16 protein-coding genes are annotated in these 16446 nt (G+C 61.2%); 12 read left to right on the top strand and 4 right to left on the bottom strand.

The window, feature by feature from the left end; genetic code table 11:
* The first annotated feature begins 43 nt into the window (after positions 1 to 43).
* The gene (locus tag IWY39_RS20675; RefSeq protein ID WP_229380685.1) at positions 44 to 1273 is read left to right on the top strand and encodes a Bcr/CflA family efflux MFS transporter; all 1230 of its coding nucleotides are present in this window, start codon (positions 44 to 46) and stop codon (positions 1271 to 1273) included.
* A gap of 5 nt (positions 1274 to 1278) precedes the next feature.
* On the opposite strand, the gene IWY39_RS20670 is transcribed toward IWY39_RS20675, so the two are convergent.
* Positions 1279 to 1830 (bottom strand): MarR family winged helix-turn-helix transcriptional regulator, encoded by a 552-nt coding sequence (locus IWY39_RS20670; protein ID WP_229380684.1) that lies wholly within the window; start codon positions 1828 to 1830, stop codon positions 1279 to 1281.
* Between the two features lie 59 nt (positions 1831 to 1889).
* Complete coding sequence (locus IWY39_RS20665) at positions 1890 to 2291, bottom strand: nuclear transport factor 2 family protein (protein ID WP_107125352.1); 402 nt, start codon at positions 2289 to 2291, stop codon at positions 1890 to 1892.
* Between the two features lie 122 nt (positions 2292 to 2413).
* Here IWY39_RS20665 and IWY39_RS20660 point away from each other — a divergent pair, with 122 nt between their 5' ends.
* From IWY39_RS20660 to IWY39_RS20650, 3 genes are read left to right on the top strand one after another with little or no spacing between them, the layout of a single operon-like run.
* On the top strand, positions 2414 to 2803 hold the full coding sequence (locus IWY39_RS20660; protein WP_107125351.1) for a nuclear transport factor 2 family protein: 390 nt from the start codon (positions 2414 to 2416) through the stop codon (positions 2801 to 2803).
* Positions 2804 to 2814: 11 nt separating this feature from the next.
* Positions 2815 to 3564 (top strand): SDR family NAD(P)-dependent oxidoreductase, encoded by a 750-nt coding sequence (locus tag IWY39_RS20655; protein WP_107125350.1) that lies wholly within the window; start codon positions 2815 to 2817, stop codon positions 3562 to 3564.
* Positions 3565 to 3576: 12 nt separating this feature from the next.
* Positions 3577 to 4080, top strand: a complete 504-nt coding sequence (locus tag IWY39_RS20650) for a DUF3237 domain-containing protein (protein ID WP_017181849.1) — start codon at positions 3577 to 3579, stop codon at positions 4078 to 4080.
* 95 nt (positions 4081 to 4175) lie between these two features.
* On the opposite strand, the gene IWY39_RS20645 is transcribed toward IWY39_RS20650, so the two are convergent.
* The gene (locus IWY39_RS20645; protein ID WP_181316789.1) at positions 4176 to 6305 is read right to left on the bottom strand and encodes an acetate--CoA ligase family protein; all 2130 of its coding nucleotides are present in this window, start codon (positions 6303 to 6305) and stop codon (positions 4176 to 4178) included.
* A 126-nt stretch (positions 6306 to 6431) separates the two neighbouring features.
* Positions 6432 to 6875: a MarR family winged helix-turn-helix transcriptional regulator gene (locus IWY39_RS20640; protein WP_107125348.1), complete on the bottom strand. Its 444-nt coding sequence runs from the start codon at positions 6873 to 6875 to the stop codon at positions 6432 to 6434.
* A gap of 124 nt (positions 6876 to 6999) precedes the next feature.
* Here IWY39_RS20640 and IWY39_RS20635 point away from each other — a divergent pair, with 124 nt between their 5' ends.
* From IWY39_RS20635 to IWY39_RS20600, 8 genes are all read left to right on the top strand, one after another.
* On the top strand, positions 7000 to 8418 hold the full coding sequence (locus IWY39_RS20635; protein WP_107125347.1) for an aldehyde dehydrogenase family protein: 1419 nt from the start codon (positions 7000 to 7002) through the stop codon (positions 8416 to 8418).
* A 167-nt stretch (positions 8419 to 8585) separates the two neighbouring features.
* The gene (locus IWY39_RS20630; RefSeq protein WP_196871699.1) at positions 8586 to 9329 is read left to right on the top strand and encodes a DUF4198 domain-containing protein; all 744 of its coding nucleotides are present in this window, start codon (positions 8586 to 8588) and stop codon (positions 9327 to 9329) included.
* 24 nt (positions 9330 to 9353) lie between these two features.
* Positions 9354 to 9734, top strand: coding sequence for a hypothetical protein (locus tag IWY39_RS20625; protein WP_107125345.1), 381 nt, complete (start codon positions 9354 to 9356; stop codon positions 9732 to 9734).
* Positions 9735 to 9863: 129 nt separating this feature from the next.
* The gene (locus IWY39_RS20620) at positions 9864 to 11078 is read left to right on the top strand and encodes a DUF1624 domain-containing protein (protein WP_107125344.1); all 1215 of its coding nucleotides are present in this window, start codon (positions 9864 to 9866) and stop codon (positions 11076 to 11078) included.
* 322 nt (positions 11079 to 11400) lie between these two features.
* Positions 11401 to 13542 (top strand): TonB-dependent siderophore receptor, encoded by a 2142-nt coding sequence (locus IWY39_RS20615; RefSeq protein ID WP_107125343.1) that lies wholly within the window; start codon positions 11401 to 11403, stop codon positions 13540 to 13542.
* 100 nt (positions 13543 to 13642) lie between these two features.
* Positions 13643 to 14686, top strand: coding sequence for a PepSY-associated TM helix domain-containing protein (locus tag IWY39_RS20610; RefSeq protein ID WP_107125342.1), 1044 nt, complete (start codon positions 13643 to 13645; stop codon positions 14684 to 14686).
* Positions 14683 to 15612: a 2-hydroxyacid dehydrogenase gene (locus IWY39_RS20605; RefSeq protein WP_107125387.1), complete on the top strand. Its 930-nt coding sequence runs from the start codon at positions 14683 to 14685 to the stop codon at positions 15610 to 15612. Before IWY39_RS20610 ends, IWY39_RS20605 begins: the two co-directional genes overlap by 4 nt.
* Positions 15613 to 15771: 159 nt before the next feature.
* Positions 15772 to 16440 carry a haloacid dehalogenase type II gene (locus IWY39_RS20600; RefSeq protein WP_181316788.1) on the top strand — a complete coding sequence of 223 codons (669 nt, stop codon included), beginning with the start codon at positions 15772 to 15774 and terminating at the stop codon, positions 16438 to 16440.
* Positions 16441 to 16446 lie beyond the last annotated feature (6 nt).

Genomic DNA, 16446 nt, shown 5'->3' with positions numbered 1-16446 from the left:
AGCCCCATGATGAATGTAACGATCGTTATTAAATGGGAAGAGGGTGCAGATATTTATGGGCGAGGCGAGCCGGACCACGACCGGAGAAAGCGCACAGCCAAGCCTGTTGCTGGGGATCGGCTTTGGCCTTTTGTCATCGCTTGGCCCCCTGGCGATCGATCTCTATCTGCCCGCCATGCCCGGCATGGCGCGCGAAATGGCGGCGGATAGCGGTGCGGTGCAGCGGACCTTGTCTGCCTTTTTCCTGGGACTGGCGCTAGCGCAAATTCCCCTGGGCACGCTGGGGGACCGGTTCGGACGACGATGGCCGCTGATCGGCGGACTTATATTGTTCATCCTCGCGTCAACGGCCTGCGCGCTGGCCACAAGTCTGGAGCAGTTGACCGGCTTTCGCTTCTTGCAGGGGATGGGTGCGTGCGCAGGGACGTCGAGCGTACGGGCCATGATCCGCGACCGGCACAGCGGGCATCGCGCTGCGCAGCTGATGGCGTTCACATTTCTGGTGATTGGCATATCCCCGGTGCTGGCTCCGCTTGCAGGGAGCTATTTGTTGCAGCTCACCAGCTGGCGCGGATTGTTCGGCCTGCTGGCGGGCGGCGGCCTGATTGCCATATTGGCGGTGCTGCTGTTCCTGCGTGAAACGCTGCCACCGGAGCGGCGGCAGGCGCGCCAGTCGATGCTCCGATCCTATGGGGATTTGCTGGCGACGCCTGCCTTTATTGGTTGGACCCTGGTCGCCGGGCTGGCGACGACCATCCCCTTCGCCTTCGTAACGGCCGCCCCTTTCATATTCAGCCTTGGCTTTGCCCTGAGCGCGCATGAATATAGCCTGTTGCTGGCCCTCAACGCCGGCACATCGATCATCGCGACGCAATTTGCGCCGGGCCTGATGAAGCGTTTGGGCGCAAGGCGACTTGTGCTGACCATAGCGACGATTGCCCTTGTCGCCACGGCGGCGATTGCGCTAGCGGCGATGAAACAGCCCGTCGCGCTGCCGCTTTTCCAGCTCTATTCCATGTTGCTATTTGCGATAGCGGGCCTGATCCTTACGCCAGCAGCAATTTCGGCGCTGGATGCGGCAGCGGGTGGCGGTGCGGGCGCGGCGGCAGGCCTGCTAGGCACGCTGCAACTGGCGATCACGGCGCTGGCCAGTGGCGTCGTGTCGCTGCTGCCATCCCTTTCCATTTTGCCGCTCGTCAGCGTGCTGGGCGGCGCCTTCGCCATCATGTGGGTGACGGCCGGGTTGATCGGTCCGCGACAGGCGCGGGCCTGATCAATCTAAAGGTCCGCCTCGTCCGGGCGGGTGGATTCGAGGAACCGGCTATTGCCAGCCTCGTCTTTCGCTTCGAGTGTTTCGACCAGCGTATCGAGAAAATGATTGAGCGTATCGACCTGCGCCGCTTCCAAGCCGGACACCAGATAGTCTGCAACCTTGTCGGTCTGCGGGCGCATCAGCCCATAGAGGCGCTGGCCTTCTTCGGTCAGCACCAGCGTCTTGCGCCGCTTGTTGCTGGCGTCACGCTCCACGGTGATACGGCCATGTTTTTGCAGGGCGGCGACCGCGCGCGAGACGCTCATCGGGTTCACCCCGGTCATTTCGGCCAGTTCATGGCTGGCCGAATCAGGGAAGCGGCCGATCAGCATCAGCAGCCGAAATTCATTCAGGCTGATCTTGTAGCGATGCTCCAGATATGTGGAGAAGGGCGCCATCAATTTGTTGGCCAGCCGCAATATCCGATGCAGCGTATCGGATTGGCTGACTTCGTCAGCTCGTGACCGGGGCGACTTGCGCGATGCGGTCGGGCTTTTGGGCGCAGGACTGTTCGACATGACTTTCCGATAGGACATTTGCCGGGCCTCAAGTCAAGCCGGGCATGGGAGAAGCGGGCTCAGGCGGCAGGAACAATCGCGCAGCCAACGCTGGTGAAGTGGCCGTTGGCGACATGATAATGGATATATTGGCGCATCTCCTGCACCTCGCCTTTGCGGATCGGAGCAAATTGATCCAACCCCTGTTCGCGCAAAGCCTCAGCCGTCAGGTCACGGATCCCCTCAACCCGGATGATCCCTTCCAGCGCGACCAGATTTTCGCTGGCAGCGAAGCGTTCGATCGTCAGCGTTTCGATCACATGGGCGTGGAGGAAGCTGTAGAAGCGCTTGAATGCTTCGCGCGTGCCCAAGTCTACGCCGAAGAACTGAATTTTCGCGCCGGGTGCGTAAAAATCGAACACCGTGTCATAGTCGCGATGGTTGAAGGCGTGCGCGTAACGCTCATAATCGGCGCGGTTCATATTGGCCTCTCCATTTTTCGGGACCGCGATTTTTCGCCTGCCCGCTTGCCATATTAATAACGGTCGTTATCGTAACGGCAAAGGGCGATCAAACGCCAGCGAAAAGATGGGATGAGGATGTTATGGCCCGCACAGAGCAGGAAGAGCGCAATCTCAAACTCGTCATGGCGATGTTCGACCATGTGCTCAAACCCATGGATGCCGACGCGGTCGACCGCTATCTGGCCCCTGATTATATCCAGCACAACCAATGGGTCGATACCGGGACTGAGCCGCTCAAGGCGTTTTTGCGGCAGGTGCGCGGGGAAAATCCCGACGCGGTCCACGATATCAAGCGCTGCTTTGTCGAGGACGACCATGTGATCGTCCATTATCATGTCCGGCGACGGCCGGATGATCCTGGTTTTGCCGTGATCGACATTTTTCGCATCGAAAACGGGCTGATCGCCGAGCATTGGGATGTAGTGCAGGATGTGCCGACAGACAGCCCCAACCCCAATTCCCCCTTTTGACGGAGCGCGAGATGCGGTTCAGCGACAAGATCATACTGGTTGTCGGCGGCAATAGCGGCATCGGTCTGGCAAGCGCCCAGGCCTTTGCCGCCGAGGGCGCGATCGTGCGGATAAGCGGACGCGATCAGGCGACGATCGACGCGGCGGTGGCGACCATCCCCGGTGCAAAAGGCTATCGCGCGGACATTGCCGATCCGGACGCGATGGACGCGATGATGGCCGACATCGCGGCACAGGACGGGCGGATCGATACATTGTTCGTGAATGCCGGCGTCGGCGGCTTCGCCCGCTTCCGCGATATGACGCCAGCAGACTGGGATCATGTCCATGGCGTCAATCTGCGCGGATGCGTGTTCGCCATCCAGAAGGCGTTGCGACTGATGCGCCGGGGCGGATCGATCGTCGCGACCGGATCGATCGGGGGCCATGCGTTCGTACCGGGCAATACGGCCTATGCGGCGGCCAAGGGCGGACTTTATGCAGCGATGAAGGTGATTGCCGGCGAGTTGGTAAGCGAGGGTATCCGCGTCAATCTGGTCAGTCCCGGTCCCATCGAAACGCCGCTGCTCCACCGAAATCCGGGGATGAGCGAGGCCGATGTGGCAGCGATGCGCGAGGCCATGATCAATGCCGTGCCGATGAAGCGGATGGGCCGACCGGAGGAAGTCGCCCGCGCGGTGCTGTTCCTGGCGTCGGACGAGGCGAGCTTTATCACCGCGGCTAACCTTTTCGTCGATGGCGGTACACTTGAACTGGGATGATGGAGAATTGGGATGACAGATATGTTTTCGACGCTGGATAATCCGCGACTGGAATTTGCGATGGAGGTACGGCTGCAATTTCCGCGGGTACAGACCATCGTGAATACGCCGATGGGCGGCAATCGCAGCGCCGTCTATGTCGATGGCGGCACGTTCGAGGGGCCAAGGATCAGGGGCAAGGCCGTTCCGGGATCAGGCGGCGATTATGCCTATTTCCGGCCTGACGATGTCGCGGTGTTCGATGCACGCTATATGCTGGAGGAGGAGGACGGCACGCTGATCCTGCTCAACAATCGCGGTTTCCTGTGGGGGCGCAAGCCCGATACGATGACGAAGTTGCGGGACTGGGCCTTTGGCGAGGGGCAACCTGTCGAGCAGCAGGACTATTATCTGCGCGGCAATCCGACTTTCGAATGTCCCGTCGGCAAGCATGACTGGCTGACCAAACATGTGTTCATAGGCGTTGGTGAACGGCGGGCCGATGGCAATGTGTTGCGCTATTATGCGCTGACATAAATGCAGCGTCAGCCATCCGCTGCGAGCGAAGTCGAAAGGCGTTCAGGGCATTGCCTGGCGTTTTTCGACTGCGCTCGGGGCGAACGGAGGCAGGGTCAGAGCGAGATCAGAGCGTCCAGCGCCAACGCGCCCTGTCCTTCGGGATAGACGATGACGGGGTTGAGATCGACCTCGCGAATGGCGGGCGTGGCGGCGACCATGCGGCCCAAGCGCTGGACGACGTCGGCGACGGCGCCGATGTCCATGACCGGCGCACCGCGAAAGCCGTCGAGCAAGGGCGCCATGCGTAGCGTGCGGATGCGGGCGATGATGGCGTCGCGCGGCAGGTCAGGCGGAAGCAGGCAGACGTCATGCAGCAATTCCGCCGCGACGCCACCAAAGCCGACCAGGACGGTCGCGCCCCAGTGCGGATCGTTCCGCGCACCGACAATGAGTTCGACACCCTTGTCGGCCATCCCCTCCACCAGCACGCCGTCGAGCACGAGATCGGGCCGGGACGCTGCAATATTGGCGGCTAGCCTGTCCCAGCCTTCGGCCAGTTCGTCGCGATTTTTTAGGTTGACGATAACACCGCCCGCGTCGCTTTTGTGCGGCAGGTCTGGCGACTGCGCCTTTAGAACGACAGGATAGCCCAGCATCTCGGCAGCAGCGATCGCCTCTTCCACGCTCTGCGCCATGGCGAAGCGAGGGAAGGCGATGCCATGTTCCGCCATGATAGCCTTGGATCGATATTCCGGGATAGAATGGCCGACCTGCGCCAGATCGGCGACCGGGGCGGCATCCAGCGGGGCCTCAGTGAAATCGCGCGCAGCAGCGGCGCTGATCCGGGCGAGCGCGCGCACGGCGCGTTCGGCTGTGGGCAGATAAGTGACGCCTGCCTGACGGAGAGCGGAAAGATCGTCCGCAAATACTGCGCCGCCTTCATCAACGCCGCCCACTATGATGGGCTTGTCTGGCCGGAGGGTGGCGAGCGCATTCAGCACGGCGGTGAATTTGACATGGGATGTGCCGGTGTCGGTCTGGATCAGGGTCAAAAGGATTGTGGCGATACGCTGATCGTCGACCAGAGCGGCCAGCGTGCGACCGTAAAGGCCCGGATCGACCAGCCCCTGCGCCGTGACATCGAGCGGATTGGTGACGGGAACGAAATCGGGCAGCGCCGCGCGCAGCGCCGGGCTGTCGGCGTCGGTCAGGGTTGGCAGGTCAAGCGCGACCGTTTCGGAGAGGTCCAGCATCATCGCCTTGAATGCGCCCGATTCCGCGATGATGCCGGTGCCGCCCGCGCCGATTGCCGCGTTACGCGCCAGCATTTCAGCCACGTCGCCCAATTCTTCCAGCGAGTCGACCAGGATGACGCCCGCCCGTTCGACATGGACCGCCATCACCGCATGATCGCCCGCCATCGCGCCCGTATGCGTGGCGGCGCTGGCCGCGCCCGCCGCGCTGCGACCTGGGTGGAGCAGCACCACCTGCTTGTCGGCCAGCCGTGCCGCGCGGGCGGCGGCAAGGAAACGGGCGGGATCGCGGACATGTTCGGCGATCATTGCGATCACCGCGGTTCCGGGCTCGTCTACCAGATGGGCAAGATAATCCTCGATCCCGCTGGCCGCTTCATTGCCGGTGGAGATGTAGCAGCTGAGCGGCACGTCGCGATGGATCATCGTCGTCGCCAGCACAGCGGCCATGGCGCCCGATTGCGAAACGATGCCCACCCGGCGGTCACCCTGCGCCGTCGCCTCCGGCATTTCGATGAAGGTCAACGAAACATTGTCGCGGAAGTTGACGAGGCCGAGGCAATTGGGCCCTTCGACCACCATACCGGCTTCGCGGGCGATGCGCGCGATTTCCTGCTGGTCGGCCAGACCTTGCGGGCCGTCCTCGGCAAAGCCGGCGGAAAAGATCACGGCCGCGCCGACATGGCGACGGGCCAGGCCGCGCATCGTGTCGAGCACGCCTGCGCGCGGGATGGCAAGAACAGCGGCATCGACACCTTCGGGCAAATCATCGACCGATGCGACGCAGGGGCGGCCGCCGATTTCCGCACGCTTGGGATTGACCAGATGGATGTCGCCAGCAAAGCCCTGCCGCACCAGATTGGCCAGCACCGACGCACCCAGAGCGCCCGGCTTGTCCGACGCACCCACGATCGCGACGGACCGGGGCCGCAGCAACCGGTCGAGCGAGGGGGCTGCCATGGATACTGCCGGCCGGTCAAGGTCGATCATGTCGGTCAAGCGTGTCTCTCCCCAGAAATTCTTCAGTAAGAAGCGGCTCGAATCAACCGCTGTTGCGCGCCAACATTGTGCGCCTGTGATACAATTTACGCAACCGCTTTTGCGTTACCCTGCCAATCAGTCAGCGCTGGCAGCGCGCGGCACTGGACCAAGCTTGCGCAGCAAGGCGCTGAGCGTGCGGACTTCCTCGGCGCTCAGCCGGGCCGTCATCCGCGCGTCGGATACGCGCAGCGCATCGACCATGACCGGCACTTTCGCTTCCCCTTCGGCCGTCAACCACAGCGCGTTGGTACGCAAGTCGCGACCCGGCCGCCGTTCGACAAGCCCGCGTTCCGCCAATATGTTGACCAGCTTCATCGCGCTCGACCGGTTGATGCTGAGTGCCCGGCCCAGGGCAGTCTGGTCGCAGCCGGGATTGTCGCGGATCAGGATGAGCGCCGTCAGCTTGGCGGGCGAGAGGTCGTGCGCCGCCATGGCGGCGCGCGCGTCCGCATCAATCAAGAGACGCGCGCGCTGGACCTGATAACCGACCAGTCCACGAAGATCCGCCCCCTGTTTCATCGTTGCCTTTACCCTCTTGCCAAAATTGTATCACAGGCGCACAAATACATGCTACAGGCTCGCATCGCACAAAGCGATAGGCAAAGCCGATCGAAATCAGGACTTGCATTCAAGGAGAGCGACAATGGATCATGAATACCGCCTGTTGATCGATGGTGAACTTGTGCCGGGCGTCAGCGCCTTCGACGTGGTGAACCCGGCGACCGGCGCGGCCTTTGCTTCCGCGCCCAAGGCCGACGAGGCGATGCTGGAGCGCGCCGTCGCCGCCGCGAAACGCGCCCAGCCTGCATGGTCGGCCCTGCCAGTCGAGGAACGCGCCGCGCTGGTCAACAAGCTGGCCGACGCACTGGAAGCGCGAATCGGTGAGTTTGCAAGCCTGCTGACCGCTGAACAGGGCAAGCCACTCGATCAGGCTGGCTATGAGATCATGGGCAGCGTGTTCACGCTGCGCGGATTTGCCGCGATGCGCATCGAACCCAAGGTGCTGAAGGACGAAGGCGGCAACCGCGTTGTCGAACATCGCACGCCGCTGGGCGTCGTTGCGTCGATCACGCCATGGAATTTCCCGGTAATCCTGCTGATGAACAAGCTGGGGCCGGCACTGATGACCGGCAACACGATGATCGCCAAGCCTGCGCCGACGACGCCGCTCACCACACTGCTGTTCGGCGAGCTGGCGCAGGCCATCCTGCCGCCCGGCGTGTTCAACATCGTGTGCGACCAGAATGAGCTGGGCGCGCTGATCACCGGGCATCCCGACATTGCCAAGGTCGCTTTCACCGGATCGACCGCGACCGGCAAGAAGGTGATGGCGTCGTCGGCCAGCACGGTGAAGCGGGTTACGCTTGAACTGGGCGGCAATGATGCCGCGATCGTGATGGACGATGTCGACGCCAAGCAGGCAGCGAAGAAAGTCTATCAGGGCGCGATGACCAATGCCGGCCAGATCTGCGTCGCCATCAAGCGCGCCTATGTCCCCACCCCGATGTATGACGAATTTTGCGATGAGCTGGCCCGGCTCGCCAATGAAGCGATCGTCGATGATGGGGCCAAGCAAGGCACGACGATCGGTCCGGTGCAGAACAAGATGCAGTTCGACAAGGTCAATGCCTTGATCGAGGATGCGCGTTCGCGCGGCACGGTGATGACCGGCGGCGCGCCGCTCGACCGGGCAGGCTATTTCATTCCCCCCACGATCGTTCGCGATCTGGACGATGATGCGCCCCTGGTCCGCGAAGAACAGTTCGGTCCCGTGCTGCCGGTGCTGAAATATGACGATATCGAGGATGTGATCGCCCGCGCCAATGACAGCGAATATGGGCTGGGCGGCACGGTGTGGGGCAAGGATCTGGCCCGCGCCACGGATGTCGCGATGAAGATCGACACGGGCACAGTCTGGGTAAACCAGCATCTGGCGATCGATGCCAATATCCCGTTCCGGGGCGTGAAACAGTCCGGGCTGGGCGCAGAACTGGGCGAGGCGGGGCTGCTGGAATATACCCAGGCGCATATCGTCAATTCAGTGGAATTTGCCGAAGCCTGATCATTATCCCGACGGGTCGCAAAAAGGGCCGGAGAAGCACATCGCTCCTCCGGCCCTAACTTTTTGACATTTTTACGTCGCATCAATGACGTTTTCAGAATTTTCGTTCGTGTCGTCAGCATAGCCTCGATCCAGGAATTGGCCCCCCTTGTCGAGGAACCTGCCCGATGCGTTTTTCCCATATGGTTACCACCGCTGTTGCGGCATCTACCCTGATCATCGCCACGGCCCCCGCTGGCGCGCATGCCATCTGGTTCGCGCAGCGCGCCAAGCAGACCGCGTTGATCTACGGCGTTGGCGCAGACGATCTGGACATGGTCAAGCGCCTGCCGCTGGTCAAGTCAGTGACCGGCTATGACTCCGACGGTGCGCCAGTCAATACGTCGCTGCGTGCGGCTGGGGCAATTCCGGTGGTCGACAGCGACGAACCGGTCGCGGTCGTCGCGGCAGTTATGGATTATGGCTATTGGAGCAAGACGCCGGATGGCGAATGGCACAATAAGGGCCGCGACGAAGTGCCCAATGCGACGTTGGCCGAACATAATTTCAAATATGCCGTCTATCTGACGCAGATGCAGACCAAGCAGATCCCGCTGTATGAAGGCCACACGTTGCAGGTCGTGCCGGTGGGCACCGCCATTCCGCAGAAGATGGGCGAACCGATGAAGGTGCGGGTCTATTACAAGGGCCAGCCGATTGCCGGTGCGACCGTAATGCAGGATTATGTCAACGATCCTGACGAGGTTAATCCCGCCAAGACCGCTGCCGACGGGACCGCGACGATCAAGGTCCGCAACCAGGGCAATAATGTGCTGATGGCGATCTATGTCGCAAAATCCGATGACAAGAAGGCGGACCATATAGAGCATAGCGCTTCGCTGAGTTTCGTTCTGCCGCACGTGCCGGAATAACATCATTCTGTCCGGAGATTTGCCGTGAATATCCAGTATATCCGCAGCGGCATCGCCGCACTCGCCCTGATTGCTGCACCTGCGATGCTGCAAGCCCATGGCAGCATGAAACCGCAGCATGGCGGTATGGTCCAGATGACCGGCGAAACCGTGTTCGAACTGGTCGCGGGGCCGAAGGGCGTGGACGTCTATCTGAGCGAAGAGGATGAACCGCTGGCCGCAGTGGGCTATACCGCAAGGCTGATCCAGACGGCCGCGGGGACCAAGACCGAGGCCGTCTTGACGCCGGCGGGTGGCAACAGACTCTCCGCACCGGGCTTCAAAGCAGCCAAAGACGCGAAGCTGGTCGTCGCTCTGGTCGACAAGAGCGGCGCCAAGACTTTCGCCACCTTCCAGGCGAAGTAAGGAGCCGGAAAATGCGTAGCGCGATCCGCCGCCAGTCTTGCTACTCAGACGTGCGGCGGATCGCAACATGACAGCTTCCACCCTGCGTCCGCCAGAGGGCGAGTAACCCAGGGAAAAGAAGGACAGACGATGAGCAGCATTGCAGGCCACGCACCCATCACCCCATTTACTACAAGCGCGCCGCCACCAGTCGCAGCCGCCAAAGCGCGCACGCGATTGATAGCGATCGACGCGCTGCGCGGCCTCGTCATGCTGTTCATGCTGGTCGATCATGTGCGCGAGACTTTTTTCCTCTACATGCAGGTGACCGATCCGGTCGATGCCAACACGACCGACCCCGGCCTGTTCTTCACCCGGCTGCTATCCACCTTCTGCGCGCCGACCTTCGTTGCGCTGACCGGCCTGTCGGCCTGGCTCTATGGCCAGTCGCACAGCAAGGGGCAGGTTTCGGAATTTCTGCTCAAGCGCGGGCTTTTCCTGATCTTTCTGGAAGTAACCGTGGTCGGCTATGCCTGGCCGACCCAGGCCCCCGCTTTCCCGCCGACGGCGATCTGGTTGCAGGTGATCTGGGCGATCGGCATTTCGATGGTCGCGCTGGCCGCCTTGCTGCATTTGCCGCGGGCCACACAATTTGGCGTGGGACTGGCGATCGTGGGCCTGCACAATCTGCTCGATCCCATTCGGCTGACCGCAGACCAGCCAGGCTATGTCGCCTGGGCGATTTTGCATCAGCGGTCTCTCATCGAATTTGGCGGGGCGGCGATCAAGACCACCTATCCGGTGCTGCCATGGATCGGCGTCATCCTGCTGGGCTATGCCTGTGGACCCTGGTTTGCCAAGGGCAGCGATCCGCAGCGGCGTATGCGCCGCCTGCTGATGACCGGCCTTGGGCTGATCCTGGGCTTTGTTGCGATCCGCTATCTCAACATTTACGGCGATAAGCCCTGGTTTGTCGGGGAAACGCCTGTGCGTACAGTCATGAGTTTCCTGGCACTGACCAAATATCCGCCATCCCTGCTGTTCCTGATGCCGACCGTGGGCACCGGTTGCCTGTTGCTCGCCCTGTTCGAGAAATATGAGGACAGCGCGGTCATGCCGCATCTGGCGCTGCTGGGCGGGGCGCCGATGTTCTTCTATATACTGCATCTCTATGTGCTGAAGCTGATCTACAATGTGGCGCTCGCCCTTTACGGACCGACCAAAGGAACGGTGTTCGGGGTCGACAATCTTTCCACAGTGTGGATTTGGGTCGCTCTATTGATCCTGCCGCTTTACTTTCCCACCCGCTGGTTCGCGCAGCTCAAGCAGCGGCGCAAGGACATATGGTGGCTGAAATATCTGTAAAGGCGCCGACCCTGGGGACAGCTGGTCGCCTCCCCCTTGGAGGCGGCTATTTCCGGGGCATTTTGACCTCTTTACTGCAAGGATCGGGCGCAGCATTTTCATGCCGTAACAACCGCCGATTCACAATTTTGCGCCGTCCGATGTGCCAAGTTTGACGGATTATTTCTGGAACTCATCCTAGCCTCGAACTCAAGAAGAGGTGGAATAAACACCCAATGGCCGGCGTCCGATGACAGGAGCAACAGTTCGCGTCGGAAATGAAAACCCGTCGGCCCCGTTCGCAGGACGTTCAGAACAGCGATTTTTAAAAGGGGATTTCATCATGCGACCATTCTCCACCCTCCGGCTGGCACTGATCGCCAGCACCGCCACTATCGCGTTGCCGTCTGCCGCGATTGCACAGGCACCGGCCGCCGAGTCCAGCGACATCGTCGTCACCGGTCTGAAGCGCCAATATTTCGGTGACACGCCGGTCAAGGAAATCCCGCAGGCGGTTCAATTTCTGGAAGGCAAGTTGCTGGATGATTTGAATATCACCCGGCTGGACACTGCGCTGGAACTGGCGAGCGGTGTGTCGAAGCAGAATAATTTTGGCGGTCTGTGGGATAGTTTTGCGATCCGCGGCTTTGCGGGCGACGAAAATTTCCCGAGCGGCTTTCTGGTCAACGGCTTTAATGGTGGCCGCGGTTATGGTGGCCCGCGCGACGCATCGAATGTCGAGCGCATCGAAGTGCTCAAAGGCCCCAATTCGGCGCTGTTCGGGCGCGGTGAGCCGGGCGGCACGATCAACATCGTCAGCAAAAAGCCGACCTTCAAGGAGGGCGGCAGCTTTTCCGTCGCCGGTGGCAAATGGAATACCTACCGCGTCGAGGGCGATTATAACCTGCCCATCACCGACATGGTCGCGGTCCGCCTGACTGGCGCGGTGGAAGATGCGGAAAGCTTCCGTGACACCGTGAAAACGCGCAAATATGTGCTGAACCCGTCCTTCCTGGCGAAACTGTCTGACAAGACGATCTTCACCTACGAACTGGAATATGTGAACCAGGAAGTGCCGTTTGAACGTGGCGTGGTGGCGATCCCGACCGTAACGGCCAATGGCATCACCTATGATCTGGGCGCAATTCCCAATACCCGTTTCCTGGGCAATCCAAATGATGGCCCGACCAAAGTAGAAGTGCTGGGCCATCAGGCGCAGTTGCAGCATGACCTGAGCGACGATTGGGTCGTCATGCTGGGTGCTGGTTACAAGGACACATCGTTCAAGGGCTTTTCGAGCGATCCTGAACTGGTCCTTGGTCGGCAGCGGATCGACAATGACGGCCGTACCCTTACCCGCCAGCGTCGCTACCGCGATTATAGCACGACCCATATGGTTTTCCGCGGCGAAATCAGCGGCCAGGCGCAGACCGGATCGATCGTTCACAATATCCGCGTCGGGGCGGACTGGGACAAGTTCGAGATCGACACGTTCCAGACCCGTTATCGCCCCGTGGCGGCGGACCAGTCCTATTCGATCGACATCTTCAATCCCGATTACACCATCCCGGCCCCCGTTCCCAACGTCGTGATCCAGAATGGCAACGAGGTTCAGAAGGCCTGGGGTGTGTATGCGCAGGACCAGATCGAGATCACCGAACAGTTCAAGGTTCGCTTTGGTGGCCGCTACGACCATTTCAGTCAGAATATTGACCTGCGCCTGAACAATACCAACCCCAAGAAAAGCTACAGCAAGTTCAGCCCGATGGCAGGCCTGGTGTTCGAACCGACCAGCAGCGTGTCGCTCTATGCTAGCTATGGCAAAGGCTTCCGCCCCAATAGCGGCGTTGGTTTCGACGGTCAGCCATTTGAGCCTGAAATCAGCACATCCTATGAAGTCGGTGCAAAGTTCATCACCCCCGATGGTCGCCTGACCAGCACGATTTCGCTCTACAAGATGAAGAAGAGTAATGTGCTGTCCACCGACCCGGCCAACCCCGGCTTCTCCAAGCCGGTCGGTTCCGCCGACAGCAAGGGCGTGGAGTTTGACGTCAATGCCAAGCTGCCAGCCGGGTTTGAACTGTTCCTGACCTATGCCTATACCGATGCGGGCTGGGCCACCAATGTGTTCGACCCCAATTTCGGTCTGCCGATCCTGAAGGGCGATCCGCTGATCAACATTCCCAAGCATCAGGGCAATATCCTGCTGTTCAAGAATTTTTCGATCGGCGATCATCAAGCCATGCTGGGCGGTGGCGTAAACCATGTCGGCAAGCGTCTGGGCGAGACGGCAACGACCTTCTTCCTGCCCAGCTATACGATCGCCAAGCTGATGGGATCGGTCACGATCAACGACCAGTTCAAGCTGTCGGCCAATGTCGATAATCTGTTCGACAAGAAATATTATGCCAGCTCTTACGCAGCCCTGTGGATACAGCCAGGCATGCCCCGTTCCTTTACGATACGAGGTACGTTCAACTTCTAGGACAGGTGCCGGGGAGGCTTTCGCGCCTCCCCCTTCGGGCCGTCAACGACACCTCCTCCTCCTGTCGTTGGCGGCCCTTTTCGTTTTTGAGGGCTACCCCATGAACTGCGCGCTGATGTTGCGCCTGCATCGGACAATCGGCCTGGCCGTGGCGGCATTGCTGCTGGTGCAGGCGCTGAGCGGCGCGATGCTGGTCTATCGCGGGCCGCTGGCGCGGCTGATTGATCCGGTGGCGATGACCAGCGGAAAAGCAGGGCCAGCGGTTTCGGTGGGTGAAGTCATCATGACAGCGAACCGGGCGACGGCAGGCTATGCGGTAACGCGGCTGTTCGCGCCCGATGCCGATGGGGCCACCTATTTCGCGCAAATGGGCAATCGTGACGGCGCGGTGCGCTATGCCTCAGTCGATCCCGCCGGCGGCGCGGTGCTGCGGTCGGGCAATGCCCTGGCCTTTCCGGTCGAAGCGGCGTTACAAATCCATTATCGGTTGATGGCCGGCAAGGTCGGCATGGCAGTCATCGTCCTGAACGGCCTGGCCCTGTTGGCTATGGTCGCGAGCGGGCTGGCCTATTGGTGGCCCAAGCGCGGCAAGATGGGCAAGGCGCTGGCGATACGCTGGACATTGTCGCCCAAGCTGGTTCTGCGCCAATGTCATCGCACGGCAGCTGTCTTGCTGAGCGCGTTTCTGCTGTTCATGGCGACGACGGGATTGCTGCTGGTGGTGCCCGAATTGCTGAGCAGGGGTGCCGCCAATGCGCCGTCCGCCGCATCGGCCGCCGCGATCGACCGCAGCCTGATGCTGGCGCAATCGGCTTTCCCCGATGCCAGGCTGCGCGACCTGCGGATCGAGGGCGATCGGCTGATCGTCAATTTCCACGCCCCTGAACATAATGCGCGCGCGATCCACAGGGTCATCCTAGCGCTGGCGCAGCCCCGCATCGTTAGCGCCATGCGTGCGCAGAACAATCCCGCCTTGTGGATGACCGTGCTGCCATTGCATGCGGGCGATGCCTTTGGTCCGATCGGCCAGCCCCTATTGCTGATCACTGCACTGGCGCTGGCTGCGCTGTGTGTTTCCGGATTAGTCATGTGGTGGCAGGCCAGGCGCGCCCGCCGCCCTGCCCCCGCCAGAAAGTCTGTGTGATGACCCTGCTTTATACCTCCGATCCTGAACGCGGCCGCACCTGGCGCGATGTTTTCGCGGCCGAGGCTGCGGATATCGGCTTTGTCGATCCGACCGACCCGCATGACCCCGCCACGATCCGCTACCTCGCCGCGTGGAACCCGTCAGTGGAACTGATCGCCACACTGCCCGCACTGGAGATATTGTTTTCCATCGGCGCCGGTATCGACCAGTTCGACATGAGCCGCCTGCCGCCCCATGTCCGCGTCGTGCGAATGATCGAGCCGGGCATCGCGCAGGGCATGGTCGAATATGCGACGATGGCGGTGCTGGCGCTGCATCGCAACCTGATCGACCATGGTATCGCCCAGCGCGAGGGTCGTTGGGCACCGATCAAACTGACGCCTGCCAGCCAGCGACGGATCGGCGTGATGGGCCTTGGCATTCTGGGTCAGGCGGTGCTGGGCGCGTTGCGGCCGTTCGGCTTTCCACTGTCGGGGTGGAGCCGGTCGGCCCATGCCGTGGAAGGGGTCGATTGCTTTGCCGGAGCGGCGGCGTTGCCCGCCTTCCTTTCGGGATGCGACATATTGATCTGCCTGCTCCCGCTCACCACCGAGACCCGCGGCATTTTGTGCCGCGAAACGCTGTCGCAACTGCCGCGCGGGGCGGGCCTGATCAATGTCGGGCGGGGTGGGCATCTGGTGGAGCAGGATCTGCTGTCGCTGCTGGACGACGGTCATCTTTCAGGGGCGGTGCTGGATGTATTCGACCCCGAACCGTTGCCTCAGGGCCATACATTGTGGGCGCATCCCCGCATCATCATGACCCCCCATGTCGCCAGCATGACGCGGGCGGACAGCGCTGCGCGCGCGCTGATCGCCAATATCCGCCGCCACGTGTCGGGGGCGACCATGGAGGGGGAGGTCGCACGCGACAAGGGCTATTGAGAGCGCAGCAATCTATGCCGAATGGGCCGCGATAAAAGCCCGATATATGCGTTCGCGCCCGTAGAAATGGGCTTCATGTTCCGGCGCGCTCATGTCGTAATGTACCTGTCACATGGCCGCCAGGCCGCGCTTCAAGAACCTGCAAAGGATGATCAGCCGATGCCCAATTTCCGGCCCAAATATATCAGTTTCGACTGCTATGGCACGCTCACCCGTTTTCGCATGACCGAAATGGCGACCGCCTTCATGGCCGATCGCATCGACGCGGAAAAGCTGCCCGCCTTTTGCAAGGACTGGAGCGCCTATCGGTTCGATCAGGTGATGGGCGATTGGCAGCCCTATCAGGAGGTCATCCGCAACTCGTTGCGCCGGACGTGCAAGAAATGGGGCGTTGCCTATAATGAGGCTGATGCCGATGCTGTGTACAACACGGTGCCGACATGGGGTCCGCATGACGACGTCGTTGGCGGCCTGTCAAAGATTGGCGACAAAATTCCGCTCGTCATCCTCTCCAACGCGATGAACGACCAGATCCATCATAATGTGGGGATGCTGGGCGCGCCTTTCCATGCGGTCTATACCGCGCAGATGGCGCAGGCCTACAAGCCGCGGATGCAGGCGTTCGAATATATGTTCGACCAACTGGGCGCAAATCCGGAAGATATGATGCACGTATCGTCCAGCTTCCGCTACGATCAGAATACGGCGACCGACCTGCATTTTGGCTGCCGCGTGTTCGTGGGTCGTGGGCATGAGCCGTCCAACTCCTTCTATCGCGACGTAGAAATCCCCCATATCGGCTGCCTGCCGGCGGTTGTGGGCCTCTGATCGTTC

This window comes from Sphingobium sp. JAI105 (assembly GCF_015752145.1).
Taxonomy (GTDB): Bacteria; Pseudomonadota; Alphaproteobacteria; order Sphingomonadales; family Sphingomonadaceae; genus Sphingobium; species Sphingobium xenophagum.
Note: the sequence above shows the minus strand (reverse complement) of the source record. Positions and strands in the feature narration are given on the sequence as shown.

Excerpts from the sequence above, each read along its gene's own strand:
- IWY39_RS20665 (WP_107125352.1), bottom strand. The coding sequence starts at position 2,291 with ATGAACCGCGCCGATTATGAGCGTTACGCGCACGCCTTCAACCATCGC.
- IWY39_RS20640 (WP_107125348.1), bottom strand. The coding sequence starts at position 6,875 with ATGAAACAGGGGGCGGATCTTCGTGGACTGGTCGGTTATCAGGTCCAG.
- IWY39_RS20630 (WP_196871699.1), top strand. The coding sequence starts at position 8,586 with ATGCGTTTTTCCCATATGGTTACCACCGCTGTTGCGGCATCTACCCTG.
- IWY39_RS20620 (WP_107125344.1), top strand. The coding sequence starts at position 9,864 with ATGAGCAGCATTGCAGGCCACGCACCCATCACCCCATTTACTACAAGC.
- IWY39_RS20660 (WP_107125351.1), top strand. The coding sequence starts at position 2,414 with ATGGCCCGCACAGAGCAGGAAGAGCGCAATCTCAAACTCGTCATGGCG.
- IWY39_RS20655 (WP_107125350.1), top strand. The coding sequence starts at position 2,815 with ATGCGGTTCAGCGACAAGATCATACTGGTTGTCGGCGGCAATAGCGGC.
- IWY39_RS20645 (WP_181316789.1), bottom strand. The coding sequence starts at position 6,305 with ATGATCGACCTTGACCGGCCGGCAGTATCCATGGCAGCCCCCTCGCTC.
- IWY39_RS20635 (WP_107125347.1), top strand. The coding sequence starts at position 7,000 with ATGGATCATGAATACCGCCTGTTGATCGATGGTGAACTTGTGCCGGGC.
- IWY39_RS20615 (WP_107125343.1), top strand. The coding sequence starts at position 11,401 with ATGCGACCATTCTCCACCCTCCGGCTGGCACTGATCGCCAGCACCGCC.
- IWY39_RS20600 (WP_181316788.1), top strand. The coding sequence starts at position 15,772 with ATGCCCAATTTCCGGCCCAAATATATCAGTTTCGACTGCTATGGCACG.
- IWY39_RS20650 (WP_017181849.1), top strand. The coding sequence starts at position 3,577 with ATGACAGATATGTTTTCGACGCTGGATAATCCGCGACTGGAATTTGCG.
- IWY39_RS20670 (WP_229380684.1), bottom strand. The coding sequence starts at position 1,830 with ATGTCGAACAGTCCTGCGCCCAAAAGCCCGACCGCATCGCGCAAGTCG.
- IWY39_RS20610 (WP_107125342.1), top strand. The coding sequence starts at position 13,643 with ATGAACTGCGCGCTGATGTTGCGCCTGCATCGGACAATCGGCCTGGCC.